We start from the raw sequence: 15,428 nt of genomic DNA, 5'->3' as shown, positions 1-15,428 counted from the left end.
CTTCTGCCGTTTCTTTCCTGTCTGAAAAAGCTTCCTCCTGCCGGAATCGGGAACTATCCTTCCCATCCAGAGACAAGACATATCGACATCCGACAGACCGTAAAACCCGGAAAAGAGGTATCCAATAAAAATCAGGCTGCCTGAAACTTTAGCAGGCAGCCTGTAAGCAGCCGATGCAGCTGCTTCTCCTCTTTAATAGATGGAAGTATTCTCTTCACTCATTTTCTCGAGAATTTCCTTTACACGGGCAAGGAAATTACCGGCAACAAGACCATCAAGCACACGGTGATCCAGCGACAGACAGAGATTAACCATATCACGCGCACCGAACATGCCATTTTGATAGACCGGTTTCTTCACAATAGATTCCACCTGTAGAATGGCTGACTGTGGATGATTAATTACACCCATGGACTGAACGGATCCGAACGAACCCGTATTGTTTACAGTAAAGGTTCCGCCTTCCATATCCTTGGACGTCAATTTCCCGTCACGGGCTTTACCAGCCAGTTCTGTAATATCACGGGCAATGCCTTTGATACTTTTCTCATCGGCATCTTTAATCACGGGCACAAACAACTGATCTTCTTTAGCGACAGCGATGTTCAAGTTAACCGCCTTGCGTTGAATGATCTTATCGCCTGCCCATGTACTATTAAGCTGTGGATATTCTTTCAAGGCCTGGGCAACAGCTTTGACGAAGAAAGCAAAGTAGGTCAGGCTGTAGCCTTCCTGTTTTTTAAATTGATTTTTCTTCGCATTTCTGAGCTCCACCAAATTGGTCACATCCACTTCGACCATCATCCACGCATGTGGAATTTCGGTTTTGGATTTTACCATATTGGCAGCAATCGCCTTACGGACGCCGGTGACAGGGATTTCGATATCCCCTTCTCCTGCCTGGACGTCAGGAACAGAAGGAGCCGGCTTGGCTGCGGATTCGGGCGCAGACGGTTCGGCAGCCGGAGCTTTCTGTTCCGTCTGTGGACGGTCTTCGGCTTTTGGAACTCCTCCACTTTCAATCACTTTCTCAACGTCTTTGCGGGTGATCCGGCCGCCGCGGCCCGTCCCGTCCACCTGATTTAAATCAATGTCATTTTCCTGAGCAAGGGTCATGACTGCCGGTGAATAGCGTTTCTTCTGCCCCTGGTCCTTCCCATTCGAAGCGGGTTCGGATGCCTGTGCCTTTGAAGACGACGTTGAAGGTTCTTCTTCTTTCTGCTCAGCCGCTGCCGGTTCTGAGGAAGAGCCTCCACCTTCGATTTCAATATGACACATCAGTTCACCAACTTCGATGGTATCTCCTTCAGAAGCCACTAAATCCTTGATCACACCCGTGAAGGACGAAGGGACTTCCGCGTTCACCTTATCCGTCATGACTTCAGCAATCGGATCATATTTGTTTACTTTATCTCCTGGCTGGACCAGCCAGGTGCTGATAGTGCCCTCTGTTACACTCTCTCCGAGTTGAGGCATGTTGATTTTTTCTACGCCCACGACGAACGCCTCCTCCATTAAAATTCTGCGAGATCACGCATCGCTTTTTCGACTTTATCAGGATTCATCATAAAATGCTTTTCCATTGTCGGTGCATACGGCATGGAAGGAATATCAGGACCTGCGAGACGCTGGACAGGAGCGTCCAGATCAAACAGACAGTTTTCGCTGACAATAGCAGAAACCTCTGAAATAATCCCGCCCTCTTTGTTATCTTCCGTGACAAGCAGCACTTTTCCAGTTTTGGAAGCTGCTTCAATGATGCTTTCCTTATCTAAAGGGTAAACCGTACGAAGGTCGAGGATGTGGGCATCAATGCCTTCTTCTGCAAGCTTTTCTGCTGCCTGAAGAGCAAAATGAACGCATAAACCATACGTAATGACCGTAATGTCCGATCCTTCCCGCTTCACATCTGCTTTTCCAATCGGAAGTGTGTAATCTTCTTCAGGAACTTCCCCTTTGATCAAACGGTAGGCCCGTTTATGCTCAAAGAAAAGAACAGGATCGTTATCACGGATGGACGCTTTAAGCAGACCTTTCACATCATAAGGTGTGGACGGCATCACAATCTTAAGGCCCGGTTGATTGGCGAATACTGCTTCAACAGACTGAGAGTGATAAAGAGCCCCGTGAACTCCCCCCCCGTACGGCGCACGGATAGTGATAGGGGCGCTCCAGTCGTTGTTGGACCGGTAACGGACCTTCGCTGCTTCTGAAATAATCTGGTTGACCGCCGGCATGATAAAGTCCGCAAACTGCATTTCAGCAACCGGACGCATCCCATACATAGCCGCTCCTATGCCCACACCAGCAATGGCAGACTCGGCAAGAGGCGTATCCAGTACACGATCTTCTCCAAATTCATCATAAAGGCCGTCCGTTGCACGGAAAACGCCTCCGCGCTTACCAACGTCCTCTCCTAGTACAAATACTTTTTCATCCCGCTGCATTTCTTCCCGAAGTGCCTGGGTGACAGCTTGAATATACGAAATGACTGCCATAATCGTGCCCCCTCCTTACTCTTCGTACACGTATTTCATTGCTGATTCCGGCTCGGCATAAGCCGCATTTTCAGCATAGTCGGTGGCTTCATTGACGATTTGATTGATTTCGTCATTCAGCTCTGTTTCTTTCTCTTCCGTCAAAATCCCCTGCTCACGGAGATAGTTGGCAAACGTAACGATGGAATCTTTCTTCTTCGCTTCATCTACTTCGTCACGCTCCCGATAAACACGGTCGTCATCATCACTGGAGTGCGGCGTCAGGCGGTAGGAAACCGTCTCGATCAATGTCGGCCCCTCCCCGTTACGTCCGCGGTCTGCAGCAGCTTTTACTGCTTCATAAACGGCAAGTGGATCATTTCCGTCGACCGTATACCCAGGCATGCCGTACCCGATCGCCCGGTCGGATACTTTCTCACAGGCCAGCTGCTTGGAGACCGGAACAGAAATAGCGTATTTATTATTTTCAACCATGAAGATCACAGGGAGTTTATGGACGCCTGCAAAGTTGGCTCCCTCATGAAAATCCCCCTGGTTGGAAGATCCTTCTCCAAAAGTAACGAGAGAAACGAAATCTTTCTTCTCCATTTTCCCTGCAAGAGCGATCCCTACAGCGTGAGGCACCTGGGTGGTTACGGGAGATGACCCTGTAACAATCCGGTTTTTCTTCTGGCCGAAGTGTCCTGGCATCTGTCTCCCTCCGGAGTTTGGATCTTCCGCTTTAGCGAAACCGGAAAGCATCAAATCCTGTGCCGTCATGCCAAAGGAAAGCACAACTCCCATGTCACGGTAGTAAGGAAGCGCATAGTCCTTATCTCGGTCCAGTGCGTAGGAGGCGCCGACCTGGGCGGCTTCCTGCCCTTGACAGGAAATGACGAATGGAATTTTCCCTGCACGGTTCAAAAGCCACATCCGTTCGTCAATTCTTCTAGCTAATAGCATGGTGCGGAACATATCCAGCACCTGTTCGTCCGTTAATCCTAAATCCTTATGGCGGTTTTCAGCCATGAGTTTCCCTCCTTTGTTCTTATCCGTGAATCTGATTCCCATCAACAGCCATCGCTGCCTCTCCGACAGCCTCGGCGAGGGTTGGGTGAGGATGGATGGTTTCAGCAATCTCCCAAGGCGTTGCATCCAGAACTTTGGCCAGCCCTGCTTCCGAAATCATATCGGTGACATGCGGGCCGATCATATGGACACCCAGCAGATCGTCGGTATCTTTATCGGCAATGATTTTCACGAATCCGTCCGTTTCCCCGTGTACGAGTGCCTTACCGATGGCCTGAAACGGAAACTTACCGGTCTTAATGTTATACCCTTTTTCCTTGGCCTGTGCTTCCGTCAGTCCGACACTGGAAGCCTCCGGGCTGGAATAAATGCAGCTTGGAATCTGTTCAGGATTCAATGGATGGGGCTCGTTGTCTGACATGTGCTCCACCGCCGTCATTCCTTCATGAGAAGCGACATGGGCCAGCTGCATCCCACCGATTACATCACCAATCGCATAAATATGACTTTCTTTTGTTTGATAATAGTCATTCGTTTGTATGAAGCCGTTCTCCACTTGAATATCCGTATTCTCAAGACCGATGTTGGTCACATTGGCGGAACGACCGACAGATACGAGCATTTTTTCCGCTTTATAGGTTGTGGTTTCTCCGTCAACTTCAGCCTGGATTGTGACACCATCTTCCGTTTCAAGTGTTTCGGAAAGGACTTTGGCACCGGTAACAACGTCCACACCTTTTTTCTTCATCTGTTTTTTCATTTCCCTGGAAATATCCTCATCTTCTGTTGGGAGAATGTGAGGAAGATACTCAAGGACGGTCACCTCAACGCCGAAGTCCGCGAGCATGGAAGCCCACTCGATGCCGATAACTCCGCCCCCGACAATGATAATGGACGATGGGAGTTCTTCCATATTCAAGGCTTCATCGGAGGTCATCACATCCTGCCCATCCACTTCCAGGCCGGGCAGACTTTTTGGACTGGAGCCGGTTGCAATAAGGACGTTTTTCGGAATCAGCATTTCATTCTCTTCACCGTTGTTCATTTCAACAGAGATGGTTCCTGCGGTCGGTGAAAAGATGGAAGGGCCGAGAATTCGGCCGAAACCTTCATAAACATCAATTTTCCCTTTTTTCATCAAACCTTGAACACCTTTATGTAATGTGTCCACAATCGACTGCTTTCGTTCCTGGACTTTCTGGAAGTTCAATACAGGGTTTTCAACTGTAATACCATAGCTGTCGGCTTCTTTCGTTTGTTTGAAAACTTCTGCACTTCTCAATAATGCTTTTGATGGAATACAGCCTCTGTGAAGACAGGTTCCGCCCAGTTCACGCTTTTCAACAATCGCTGTTTTCAAGCCGAGCCTTGAAGCACGGATGGCGGCTACGTAGCCTCCCGTCCCGCCTCCTAGAACTACTAGATCATACTCCTCTGCCATATCTACCGCTCCTTTTTATTCCTGAAAATTCGGATACTGCTTTGGAATTTCTTCGTGATTGAGGACGCGCAGTGTTCCTTCATTCAATGCCTCCAGTTCATTTTCTCCTGGATAAACGAGCACATCAGCAATCCAGTGCACCCGTTTGGAAATCTCTTTGATGAAGGCTTTTCCATAGGCCAGTCCGCCTGTCAAAGCGACGGCGTCCACACGACCTTCCATCACAGCACTCATGCTTCCGATCTCTTTGGCAATCTGGTAGGCCATAGCGTTGAAAACTATTTCGGCCTTTTTGTCGCCATGGGCGATCATACTTTCGACTTCCCTGGCGTCATTGGTATCGAGATAAGCCATGAGCCCTCCCTGTCCGACGAGTTTCTTCATGACTTCATCACGGTAATACTGGCCTGAGTAACACATCGAGACAAGGTCACCGGCAGGCACGGTACCGGCTCGTTCAGGTGAAAAAGGACCATCGCCGTGAAGACCGTTGTTGACATCAACTACACGGCCTCCAATATGAGCACCGACGGTAATTCCTCCACCCATATGAGCGACAATCAGACGGGCCTCCGGATAATCCATCTCCAGATCAGCTGCCGCACGCCGGGCGACCGCCTTCTGGTTCAAGGCGTGAAAAATACTCTTCCTCGGGATTTCCGGCACGCCTGAGATCCGGGCGAGCTCCTGGAGCTCATCGACAACCACGGGGTCGACGATATAGGCTCCGATGTTCAGCCCGCGGGCAATTTCATAGGCGATGATGCCGCCAAGGTTGGAGGCATGTTCTCCATTATAGCCGTTTTTCAAATCTTCAAGCATCGCTGCATTTACTTCGTAGGTGCCGCCTTCAATTGGACGCAGGAGTCCGCCTCTTCCGCAGACGGCACTCAGTCTGCTTATATTAATCCCTTCCTGATCGAGCACATCAAGAATGACCTGCTTTCGAAAATCGTACTGGTCGATAATACGTTTGAATTGATTGATTTCATCTCCGCTGTGGCGGATCGTTTTTTCAAAGACGGCTTCCAGGTCATCAAACACGCCGATTTTTGTTGACGTGGAACCGGGGTTTATAACCAGGATTCGATGAGTGTGCACAACAAAGACCTCCGTTATCCGTTCTGTCTTCTGCTTAGGATGTGATGGCCGTTCTGCAGGAACTGGCTGCGGGAACGACGCATACGCTCAATGCGTTCTTCCGCCATACGATCCGCTGCAAGATACGTAGGAATATTATCACGGCGGGAAATGTCAAATACACGGGAAACGTTATCGTAGATGGTTTCCACTCGCTTCATCGCACGGTCCTTATTGTACCCATGAAGTTCATCGGCAACGTTGATCACGCCCCCCGCATTGATGACATAATCCGGTGTATAGACAATGCCTTTCTCATGAAGAATATCACCATGTTTCGTTTCCTTGAGCTGGTTGTTTGCTGCACCGGCAATGACTTTCGCTTTCAACTGCGGAATCGTTTCATCATTGATGGTCGCACCCAGAGCACACGGTGCATAAATATCACAGTCCACGCTGTAGATTTCATCCGTCTCCACTGCTTTAGCTCCGAATTCTTCAACAGCACGCTGAACAGCTTCTTTATTTATATCGGTAACAACCAGATTCGCACCTTCCTCATGAAGATGGCGGCACAAGGTGAAAGCTACGTTCCCGACACCCTGGACGGCAATGGTCTTACCTTCAAGGGAATCTGATCCAAAGCCTTCCTTAGCAGCTGCTTTCATACCACGGTATACCCCATAGGCTGTTACCGGGGAAGGGTTGCCGGAAGAACCGAAGGCAGGAGAAATCCCTGTGACATAATCGGTTTCCTCATGAATCAAATCCATATCCTGAACTGTTGTCCCCACATCTTCCGCTGTAATGTACCTTCCGTTCAGTCCTTGAATGTAACGGCCGAATGCGCGGAACATCTCCTCATTTTTATCCTTTTTCGGATCACCGATGATCACGGTCTTTCCACCGCCGAGGTTCAGACCGGCCGCTGCGTTTTTATAGGTCATTCCTTTAGCAAGACGCAGCGCATCTTCAACTGCATCGTCTTCGGATGCATACGTCCACATGCGGGTCCCTCCAAGAGCGGGCCCAAGGGTCGTATCATGAACGGCGATAATCGCTTTCAAACCAGACTGTTCATCCTGACAAAACAACAACTGCTCGTAATCATATTCCTGCATATAGCTGAAAATTTCCATTTTGTATTCCTCCTAGGATTGACTGGCTTTTAAAGCTAAAGCCAGTGAGTAAATTTTGCTCTGGGCTTCATCAGCCCTTGATGTTAACACGATGGGAGCAGATGCTCCACTGATCACACCCGCCACTTTGGCATGGGCGAAGTATACAAATGATTTATAAAGCGCATTGGCCGTCTCGATGGTAGGAACAACGAGGATATCTGCCTGGCCGGCTACTTCTGACTGAATGTTCTTATGAGCAGCCGCTTCTGCATCTACCGCATTATCAAAGGCGAGCGGGCCGTCAACCACACAGCCCGCGATTTGACCACGGCGGTTCATCTGGGTCAGCAAGGCTGCATCGGTGGATGCCGGCATTTTAGGATTGACTGCCTCTACGGCTGCGAGGGCAGCCACTTTCGGATTGTCCCATCCTGCTTTGTGGGCCACTTCCACCGCATTCAGAATAATCTCTACTTTGTCTTCCAGCGTTGGCTGAATGTTCATAGCGGCATCTGTTAAGTATATTAATCGGTCTCTCCCGGGAATTTCAAACAAAGCTACGTGGGAAAGAACCTTTCTCTTTTTAAGGCCGTATTCCTTATGGAGCACTGCCTTCAGGAGGGTCTTCGTATCTACATGCCCTTTCATCAAGACATCCGCTTCCCCCTCTGCTACAGCCTGTACAGCCACGAGGGCACTTTCTTTCGGCTGCGCCGGTTTCCACTGCAGATCCGGGTGGTCAAGCGACAGGCCCGCCTCCGCGGCACACGTTTTAAGATCCGCTTCTTCACCTGTAAGGATAAAACGAGCCAGTTCCTGGTCCAAGGCCATTTTCACGGCTTTTAATACTTCTGGATCTGCGGCCTGAGCGACAGCCACGGTTTGTCTGCTCGTTCGGTCAATGGTTTCTATCAGTTCATCTAACGATTTCAAAGCTTCACCTCATCCCTAATCTCATTCATGCAAATTTCATGCCAAAAGTCTGAGACGCCCGTACAGCCCCACAAGGCATTTCGGCACCTGCAGGATTCTGCATTATGAAAAATATTGCATGCTGTTTTTATCCAATCCATACTTCTCAAGCTTATAATAAAGGTTTCTAATGGAAATACCGAGAGCCTTGGCTGTTTTGGTCTTATTAAACTCGTGCGAACGATACGCTTCGACGAGCAGTTTCTTTTCATAGTCGTCCACAGCCTCCTGCAGTGTCTCCCCTCTCCAACCAGCAGATGCCCGGCCCGGTTCTACGGAATCCTCTTGTTTTTTAAGAGTGGGCAGATGTTCAGGCTTTATGATTTCATCTGTATGTTCCATATAGATCATCGCTCTTCCGATAATATTCTCCAGTTCCCTTACGTTTCCAGGCCACGGATAGTCCATTAAACACTGGTAAGCCGCTTCATTGAGGGACGTTACGTTACGCCCATAATCCTCGTTGAGCTTTTGAATCAGGTGGGCGGACAGCAAGGGGATGTCCTCAATCCTCTCCCGGAGAGGAGGGATATAAATAGGAAGACGGTTCAGCCGGTAATACAAGTCTTCTCTGAAATTTTTATTCATAATCGCTTTTTCCAGATTTATATTCGTAGCAGCAATGACCCGCACATCAATGTGAACCGGTTTGGTTCCGCCCACACGAATCATTTCATTTTCTTGAAGCACACGCAAAAGTTTCGCCTGCATAGGCAGAGTCAATTCTCCTATTTCATCAAGAAAAATACTGCCGTTGTCTGCTTCCTCGAATAATCCCTTTTTCCCTCCACGGCGCGCCCCGGAGAATGCTCCATCCTCATATCCGAACAACTCACTTTCAAGCAGCGACTCGGCAATAGCCGCGCAATTCACCCGGATAAACTTGTTATGACGTCTCCCGCTTTCATTATGGATGGCATGTGCAAACAATTCCTTCCCTGTACCTGATTCGCCTCGCAGGAGCACCGATGCCGGAGTCCGGGCTCCGACCTTGGCCTGTTCGAGTGCCAGGGTCATTTCAGGTGAATCTCCGATAATGTCATCAAACGTGTATTTCGCTTCAAGGCTTCGGATAATCTGCCGGGCTCTTTTCAATTCACTTGTCAGGGATTTAATCTCTGATACATCATGCAGAACTCCGACACTTCCCTTTAGTCTGCCATCGACAATAACAGGGGCCACGTTCACCAGGACATCTTTCCTGGCAGGACCAACCTTCATCCGTACTCCTCGGACAGGCCTGCGCGTACGGAGGACTTTCATATGCATACTTTCTCCTTCTGAAATATCCACTGTCGCAGGCTTTCCGACGATGTCTTTTTCCGGAAGACCGGTAATCCTTGTGTAGGCAGGATTTACCATTAAACCGCTTCCATTCTCATCTACAACAGAAATCGCCTCATCCGACGATTGTATAATAGCTTCCAGCATGGTTTTGACTTCTTTCAGGTCGGTGACTTCCTCAGCCAGGTGAACCACCTCTGTAATATCCTTGAACACGGCATAGGCACCAATGACACTTCCATCTTCATCAATCATTGGTATCCTGGTTGTCACAACCGTCTTTCCATTTTCCAGTTCCAGCTTCTTGTTCACTTCCTCGTGTTTGGATGCCATCGTGTGAGGCAGTCTGGAGGCGGGAATAATCTCTTGAACAGGACGATGGAGAACGTCCTGATGACTTCTGCCCAGAATCCGGGAAGCGCTGGGGTTGATGAATGTAATGTTCTCCTTGTTATCGACGACGATCATCCCATCGTGAATGCTGTTTAAAATGAAATGCTGGTTATCCGTCTGTCGTTTCAGCTTTTGAACAAGAGCTTCCTTTTCTTCAAGAAGTTCGGCTGTCACATAAGCCACAGACCCTGGAATAACAACCGTCGTTTCGTCTCTTTCTTCTCTAATCGACTGGAACACATCTTCCTGTCCAGTCGCTTCAATAACGATATCAATTTTTTTATGTATCCATTCCTCCCAGGACCCGCCCGCAGGAATTCCGCAGGATTCCGCAAGAGCAAGACCAGGAGCGTCTGAATTGATGTCTGTCACAGCCACTACCTGCATACGGTCCACTTGACTAAGCAGCTTCAGCAGAGCGGTACCGCCTTTGCCGGCTCCAACAATCAATACTCGTTTCATTTCACCACACCCTGCAATATTTTGCGTAACTTCATCGTATATCAATCTGCATATTTTAGCAAGCATGGGATTGTTCCCACTTCCCTCCCCATTTGATATACTGTGAATGGACTATAAAAAGGAGCGATGCCCATGCGCCTCATAGCACTACTGCTATTAGTAACTCCGGGTTTGATCGCCGTCTACGGCATAAAATTAATCCGTGATGCCCTTTTCGGGGAATTCCATGATCTTTACTTTCATATTGCCCTCCAGGGTCTGGCTGGTATTTTATTTTTCGCAGGCGGACTGGCTTTCATTGGAGGCTTCATTCTCCACCGGGACAGAAAAAGGAACTTGACTAAAGGACGGTTCAAACAATCCAACTATCCAGAATGAAGGAGTTTTGCTCTGTGACAGAGTTTGAATTATTCAGGCAGCAGTACCCGTTTGACCTGTTGTCTGAGGAGGAATTCCAGGACGTTTTCGGAAAAGCTTCCGTAAAGGAATACAGCACAAACGAATTTATCATTCATGAGGATCAGGAAGATGATTCGATCGATATCCACTTTATGATCTCCGGTCTTGCCAAGAACATTATGCACCGGTCCAACGGCCGGCAGCTGTCTGTCCGCTTTTATTATCCCGGTGATTTGATCGGAGTCATGATCTTATTGACGAGCGGAGAAATGCGGTTCTCTGTACAGGCTCTTGAACCGATAAAAACGATCTGTTTTGAACGTGAATCCTTCCTGCAGATCATGTCAAACAATACCCAGTTTTCCAAAGTGGTGATGGACGGAATCAGCCACTTGATGAAAAGCTTGTATGACGAGGTCAAATATAAAAGTTCCTCCACAGATGAGGAGGACGACCGTGAATTATATAAAAAAAGAGCCGATGCTTACATGGAGCCCCCTACATTCATCCATCCCCAGGCTTCCATTGAAAAAGCAGCCCGGATGCTGCAGCAGCAAAAAATTGAAGCGCTTATCGTGAGCGAGGATTCAAGGTCGATGGTTGGGATGATCGGCTACAGCGAAATTTTAAAAGCCTACTTCGAAAATGATCATAACAACCCCGTCCAAGCCTATATGTCAGAGGAAGCATATGAAATTAGTGAGCAGGAGTTCATCTATGATGCGCTTAGTTATTTGAAACACCATCCGACAGAAATCATTCCGGTCCTGCACAAGGACAAAGTGGTCGGTATCTTAAGGCAGTCGTCGTTTTTCACCATCAAGAACTCGGTGTATTTCGACCTCACCTACAAAATTTCCAATTCTGCAAGTGTGGAGGAAATCAAGTCATTGTCCCCGATTTATAGTGAACGGTTCCAGCAGTTTGTCCGCAGCTTGATTAAAGACAAGATGCTGGCCTATGATATTGCGGAATTGATGACAAACTACAACGATAGAATTCATAAGCAGATTGTTCAGATTGCAGAAGACGAAATGATCCGCGAAGGCTATGGTGCGCCGCCGGTGAACTATTGTTTTCTTGTGCTTGGAAGTGAAGGCCGTAAGGAGCAGGCTTTTTCCACCGATCAGGATAATGCGATGATCATGGCGGATTACGATAAGTCCAAGCATAAGAAGAAAATCGATGCCTATTTCTCCATTTTTTCCAGGAAGATCAATGATATGCTCCATGAGTGCGGATATCCGTACTGCACAGGAGGAATCATGGCCAAAGAGGACAAATGGAGAAAACAGACAGATGAGTGGCATGCGGATATCGATCAATGGATCACCAAGATGGATGCGGAAGAAATCCGCGATTTCACCATTTTCATGGATTTCAGGCCTATCAGCGGAGACTACTCCCTGGCCTATGATTTGAAAAAATACGTAACACAAAAGGTTCAGAAATCCTTGAACCTTCATCAGCTCTTGATGAAGGATACCCTTCGGTTCCGCGTTCCCGTGCAGCCTTTTGGCAGGATTTCAGGCATCGGTAAAAAACGCACCTTGAATATCAAAAAATCTGCCATCATGCAGATTGTCAACGCCATACGCATTTACAGCATGAAATATGGAATTGAAGAAATCAATACAGTCAACCGCCTGGACGCCCTGGCCGAACATGAACGTTTCCACCCCAGGGACGTGGAAAACGCAAAGACAGCCCTGCACAGGCTGATGCTTTTCCGTCTGCAGTCCAACCTTGAGCAATTGGAAGAAGGAGACACCTTATCCAATGACTTAAAGCTCGCTCCACTGAAAAAGGAAGAACGCCGCTCCTTGAGAGAAGCGCTTATTATTGCGAAACGGCTGCAGCAGGTGCTTGAACTGAGTTATAACCGAAATCGGGTGGTTTGATGTTACCTGTTGACTTACAGATCATAAAGTATCTGCTTTTTGAAAAACCATTATATCATTACAAAATAAAACCTTATTTAAGATGGCATACGTATCACCAGCTGGAACAGAGCCTTCACGAGGCCGGGAAAGAGGCGCACTTCAAAGAGCAGCCGCTGACCTCTCTTGATTTTACCATCTTCGATTTAGAGACCACCGGCTTCCTTCCTGAAATCGGTCACGAGATCATTTCCATCGGGGCGATTCGTTTGAACGGATGGAATGCCTGTCACAGAAAGACGTTTTATCAAGTGATCCGGCCGATCCGTCCTGTCAACAAGCAGACTCTTCGTCTTACCGGCCTTTCCAAGGATCAGTTGAGAAACGCCAGTCCCTTTATTGAAGGATTTCAATCTTTCATGGAGTTCAGCGAAGGATCCGTCTTGGTCGCTCATCCAGCAAAATTTGATATGCGTTTTCTCAAAACAATGCTGAAACGATGGAAGCTTCCTCAGTATGACCCGCACGTAATTGATTCCCAGGTGATGGCCCAATGGCTGCTCCCGCATGTCCGCCATCAGCTCGATCCACTACTGAAACATGTCGGCATTGAAAAAAGGGAGCGGCACCATGCCTTGAATGATGCTATTATGACGGCAGAATTGTTCCGTTTCCTTTTGGAGAAGACCGAACAGCACGGCATTCACACACTGAATGATTTATACCAGCAGTTCGATGATCTAAAAAAGACGAAGCCCCGATTTTAAGGGCTTCGTCTTTTTCTATCTATTATTCGAAAAACGTGCGGTATAACGACTGAACTGCATCAGCCAGTCCTTCTGTCTTCACTCCAAACATCATGGAAACCTCAGAAGATCCCTGGTTAATCATCTCGATGTTCACATCAGCTTCCCTGAAGGCACAGGCTGCCTGGCTGGCAATTCCGATGGTCTGGTTCATTCCTTCTCCCACGATCATAATCATCGCCATATCCCGTTCGATGATAACCGTGTCCACTTTCAATTCTTCCTTAATTCTGCCGACGACCACTTCCTCTTTCTCCTGCGGAAGCTGGTGATCCCTTAGTACAACAGACATGTCATCGATTCCAGAAGGGGCATGTTCAAAGGAGACTCCTTCATCTTCCAGAATCTGCAGAAGTTTCCGCCCAAAACCAAGCTCTCTGTTCATCAAGTATTTACTGACATACAAGTTAAGAAAGCCTTTGTCACTGGCAATTCCCACTACATGGGATTCACGCTCAGGCAGATCTGCTGTAATCATTGTCCCAGGTGCGGAAGGGTTGTTTGTGTTTTTAATGCAGACGGGAATTTTAGCTTTAAAAGCTGGAATAAGCGCCTCATCATGAAAAACCGAAAAGCCGGCGTACGATAATTCACGCATTTCCCTGTAGGTCAGAGAAGTCAGTTCCTTCGGGCGGTCCACATACATCGGATTCACACAATAGACCGAATCCACATCGGTGAAGTTCTCGTAAAGTTCCGCCTGCAGCCCTGCTGCCACAATCGAACCGGTAATATCCGACCCACCTCTGGAGAAGGTTACAAGGGTCCCTTCAGGTGTGTAACCGAAAAATCCGGGGATGACGAGGATTTCCCTGCGCTCCCTTAAACGGTAGAGCTGGTCGAAACTTTCTTCTAACACAAGAGCTCCACCGGGTTCATCACGGACCAGAATGCCCGCTTCCTTCGGATTTACATAAGAGGAGTCATAACCTTCCTGCCTTAAATAAGCGCTCAAGATTAACGCGGTCCCGTCTTCACCACAGGATTTCAAGGAGTCTATGGCTTTGGCTTCTTTTTTCTGCACCTGCTCCATTGAGAACTCCAACCGCTTCCTCACTTCTTCCAATACATTCATCGGAAGGTTCAACTCATCGACCATCGATTGAAAACGGTCAACGATCATTTTATATACCTCATGGTCAACCTGATCGTGTTGGATTGATTCCCCCAGCTTGATGAGCAGATCGGTCACTTTCTGATCGCCGCTGTATCGTTTCCCAGGAGCGGAAACGACGACAACACGCCGGTTATCTTCAGACGTTACGATATCCTTCACTTTTTGGAGCTGTCCTGCATCGGCAACGGAGCTGCCGCCAAATTTTACGACTTTCATATGTACAACACCTCATTAGAGTACCAAAGTAATTAATAATTAAGAATTGTAACACAAAGGAGGCGGAAAGTTGAACAGATTTATCAAAAAAATTTAAAAAACTTTTTTTCTTATATTTCTACAAGTTTTTTACAATTTCCTTATAAATTTGTTACATATTTGTTTATTATCCTATATTATGGATACTAGGAGGAAGGGTGATCAGATGGTTTTGATGAATGACGGGTTCGGTGGAACACGATATTATCCAGAAAACAGCGAGATGTCTGTCCTTTGCAGCTATTTTGATCAAGGACACAGATATGTCATTATTCAATATTTGGACCTTCCTTTCAGTTACCGGTTGATTAACCTCGACGGCCTTGCCTTTGTCGATAAGGAAGCCCATGATTTCTTGAAGGACGAGCTCTTTTCCATTGACGAAGGGGTTTATGATAACGCAGAGCTTGCAGGACAAATTAAACAGCTAATGACATAAAAAAGCACGTATGTTGTCACATACGTGCTTTTTCAATGGATCAGCTTGCCCGATGCTCCAGGCGGAGACGATCAGCCACCATCGCGATGAATTCGCTGTTCGTGGGTTTTGCTTTTGTATTGGAAATCGTATAGCCGAACAAGGAGGAAATAGCATCGATATTGCCCCGGTTCCAGGCTACTTCAATGGCGTGGCGGATGGCCCGTTCGACACGAGATGCTGTTGTGTTATATTTAGTGGCGATATCCGGATAAAGAACTTTTGTAATGGATC

General features: G+C 47.7%; 14 protein-coding genes. 4 read left to right on the top strand and 10 right to left on the bottom strand.

What is annotated here, in order from left to right:
- Window positions 1-192 precede the first annotated feature (192 nt).
- The 8 genes from ACXAGL_RS19750 to ACXAGL_RS19715 form a co-directional block, all read right to left on the bottom strand.
- Window positions 193-1,497, bottom strand: a complete 1,305-nt coding sequence (locus ACXAGL_RS19750) for a dihydrolipoamide acetyltransferase family protein (protein ID WP_474992471.1) — start codon at window positions 1,495-1,497, stop codon at window positions 193-195.
- A gap of 17 nt (window positions 1,498-1,514) precedes the next feature.
- Window positions 1,515-2,498, bottom strand: coding sequence for an alpha-ketoacid dehydrogenase subunit beta (locus tag ACXAGL_RS19745; RefSeq protein ID WP_474992469.1), 984 nt, complete (start codon window positions 2,496-2,498; stop codon window positions 1,515-1,517).
- A 15-nt stretch (window positions 2,499-2,513) separates the two neighbouring features.
- On the bottom strand, window positions 2,514-3,506 hold the full coding sequence (locus ACXAGL_RS19740; RefSeq protein ID WP_474992467.1) for a thiamine pyrophosphate-dependent dehydrogenase E1 component subunit alpha: 993 nt from the start codon (window positions 3,504-3,506) through the stop codon (window positions 2,514-2,516).
- A 19-nt stretch (window positions 3,507-3,525) separates the two neighbouring features.
- Window positions 3,526-4,947, bottom strand: a complete 1,422-nt coding sequence (lpdA, locus tag ACXAGL_RS19735) for a dihydrolipoyl dehydrogenase (protein ID WP_474992465.1) — start codon at window positions 4,945-4,947, stop codon at window positions 3,526-3,528.
- Window positions 4,948-4,962: 15 nt separating this feature from the next.
- Window positions 4,963-6,048 (bottom strand): butyrate kinase, encoded by a 1,086-nt coding sequence (buk, locus tag ACXAGL_RS19730; RefSeq protein ID WP_474968944.1) that lies wholly within the window; start codon window positions 6,046-6,048, stop codon window positions 4,963-4,965.
- A gap of 14 nt (window positions 6,049-6,062) precedes the next feature.
- Window positions 6,063-7,166 carry a branched-chain amino acid dehydrogenase gene (gene bcd, locus ACXAGL_RS19725; RefSeq protein WP_474968945.1) on the bottom strand — a complete coding sequence of 368 codons (1,104 nt, stop codon included), beginning with the start codon at window positions 7,164-7,166 and terminating at the stop codon, window positions 6,063-6,065.
- A 12-nt stretch (window positions 7,167-7,178) separates the two neighbouring features.
- Window positions 7,179-8,081: a phosphate butyryltransferase gene (yqiS, locus tag ACXAGL_RS19720; RefSeq protein WP_474992463.1), complete on the bottom strand. Its 903-nt coding sequence runs from the start codon at window positions 8,079-8,081 to the stop codon at window positions 7,179-7,181.
- A 102-nt stretch (window positions 8,082-8,183) separates the two neighbouring features.
- A complete protein-coding gene (locus ACXAGL_RS19715) occupies window positions 8,184-10,259 on the bottom strand; it encodes a sigma-54 interaction domain-containing protein (RefSeq protein ID WP_474992461.1) in 2,076 nt (691 codons plus the stop codon).
- 132 nt (window positions 10,260-10,391) lie between these two features.
- Here ACXAGL_RS19715 and ACXAGL_RS19710 point away from each other — a divergent pair, with 132 nt between their 5' ends.
- Genes ACXAGL_RS19710 through ACXAGL_RS19700 form a run of 3 tightly spaced genes read left to right on the top strand, consistent with a single transcriptional unit; the run spans window position 10,392 to window position 13,305 of the window.
- Window positions 10,392-10,637 carry a DUF2627 domain-containing protein gene (locus ACXAGL_RS19710; protein WP_027955456.1) on the top strand — a complete coding sequence of 82 codons (246 nt, stop codon included), beginning with the start codon at window positions 10,392-10,394 and terminating at the stop codon, window positions 10,635-10,637.
- 14 nt (window positions 10,638-10,651) lie between these two features.
- Complete coding sequence (locus ACXAGL_RS19705; protein WP_474992460.1) at window positions 10,652-12,559, top strand: DUF294 nucleotidyltransferase-like domain-containing protein; 1,908 nt, start codon at window positions 10,652-10,654, stop codon at window positions 12,557-12,559.
- Window positions 12,559-13,305 (top strand): 3'-5' exonuclease, encoded by a 747-nt coding sequence (locus ACXAGL_RS19700; RefSeq protein WP_474968949.1) that lies wholly within the window; start codon window positions 12,559-12,561, stop codon window positions 13,303-13,305. The genes ACXAGL_RS19705 and ACXAGL_RS19700 overlap by 1 nt, the downstream gene beginning before the upstream one ends.
- A gap of 22 nt (window positions 13,306-13,327) precedes the next feature.
- On the opposite strand, the gene ACXAGL_RS19695 is transcribed toward ACXAGL_RS19700, so the two are convergent.
- On the bottom strand, window positions 13,328-14,677 hold the full coding sequence (locus ACXAGL_RS19695; protein ID WP_474992458.1) for an aspartate kinase: 1,350 nt from the start codon (window positions 14,675-14,677) through the stop codon (window positions 13,328-13,330).
- Window positions 14,678-14,882: 205 nt separating this feature from the next.
- Between ACXAGL_RS19695 and ACXAGL_RS19690 the strand changes: the two genes are divergently transcribed.
- Window positions 14,883-15,155 carry a hypothetical protein gene (locus tag ACXAGL_RS19690; RefSeq protein ID WP_474968951.1) on the top strand — a complete coding sequence of 91 codons (273 nt, stop codon included), beginning with the start codon at window positions 14,883-14,885 and terminating at the stop codon, window positions 15,153-15,155.
- A gap of 40 nt (window positions 15,156-15,195) precedes the next feature.
- Here the strand turns inward: ACXAGL_RS19690 and ACXAGL_RS19685 are convergent.
- Window positions 15,196-15,428 (bottom strand): sporulation initiation factor Spo0A C-terminal domain-containing protein (locus ACXAGL_RS19685; RefSeq protein ID WP_474992456.1); only part of this gene is annotated, 233 nt, incomplete at its 5' end.

Source organism: Halobacillus sp. ABA4_118 (assembly GCF_056160205.1).
The sequence above is the reverse complement of the archived record's forward strand: the minus strand, read 5'-3'. Positions and strand labels throughout refer to the sequence as shown.

What these genes read in the sequence shown, in the direction of transcription:
- ACXAGL_RS19745 (WP_474992469.1), bottom strand. Translation starts at nt 2,498, where the DNA reads ATGGCAGTCATTTCGTATATTCAAGCTGTCACCCAGGCACTTCGGGAA.
- ACXAGL_RS19740 (WP_474992467.1), bottom strand. Translation starts at nt 3,506, where the DNA reads ATGGCTGAAAACCGCCATAAGGATTTAGGATTAACGGACGAACAGGTG.
- lpdA (WP_474992465.1), bottom strand. Translation starts at nt 4,947, where the DNA reads ATGGCAGAGGAGTATGATCTAGTAGTTCTAGGAGGCGGGACGGGAGGC.
- bcd (WP_474968945.1), bottom strand. Translation starts at nt 7,166, where the DNA reads ATGGAAATTTTCAGCTATATGCAGGAATATGATTACGAGCAGTTGTTG.
- ACXAGL_RS19715 (WP_474992461.1), bottom strand. Translation starts at nt 10,259, where the DNA reads ATGAAACGAGTATTGATTGTTGGAGCCGGCAAAGGCGGTACCGCTCTG.
- ACXAGL_RS19710 (WP_027955456.1), top strand. Translation starts at nt 10,392, where the DNA reads ATGCGCCTCATAGCACTACTGCTATTAGTAACTCCGGGTTTGATCGCC.
- ACXAGL_RS19700 (WP_474968949.1), top strand. Translation starts at nt 12,559, where the DNA reads ATGTTACCTGTTGACTTACAGATCATAAAGTATCTGCTTTTTGAAAAA.
- ACXAGL_RS19695 (WP_474992458.1), bottom strand. Translation starts at nt 14,677, where the DNA reads ATGAAAGTCGTAAAATTTGGCGGCAGCTCCGTTGCCGATGCAGGACAG.
- ACXAGL_RS19690 (WP_474968951.1), top strand. Translation starts at nt 14,883, where the DNA reads ATGGTTTTGATGAATGACGGGTTCGGTGGAACACGATATTATCCAGAA.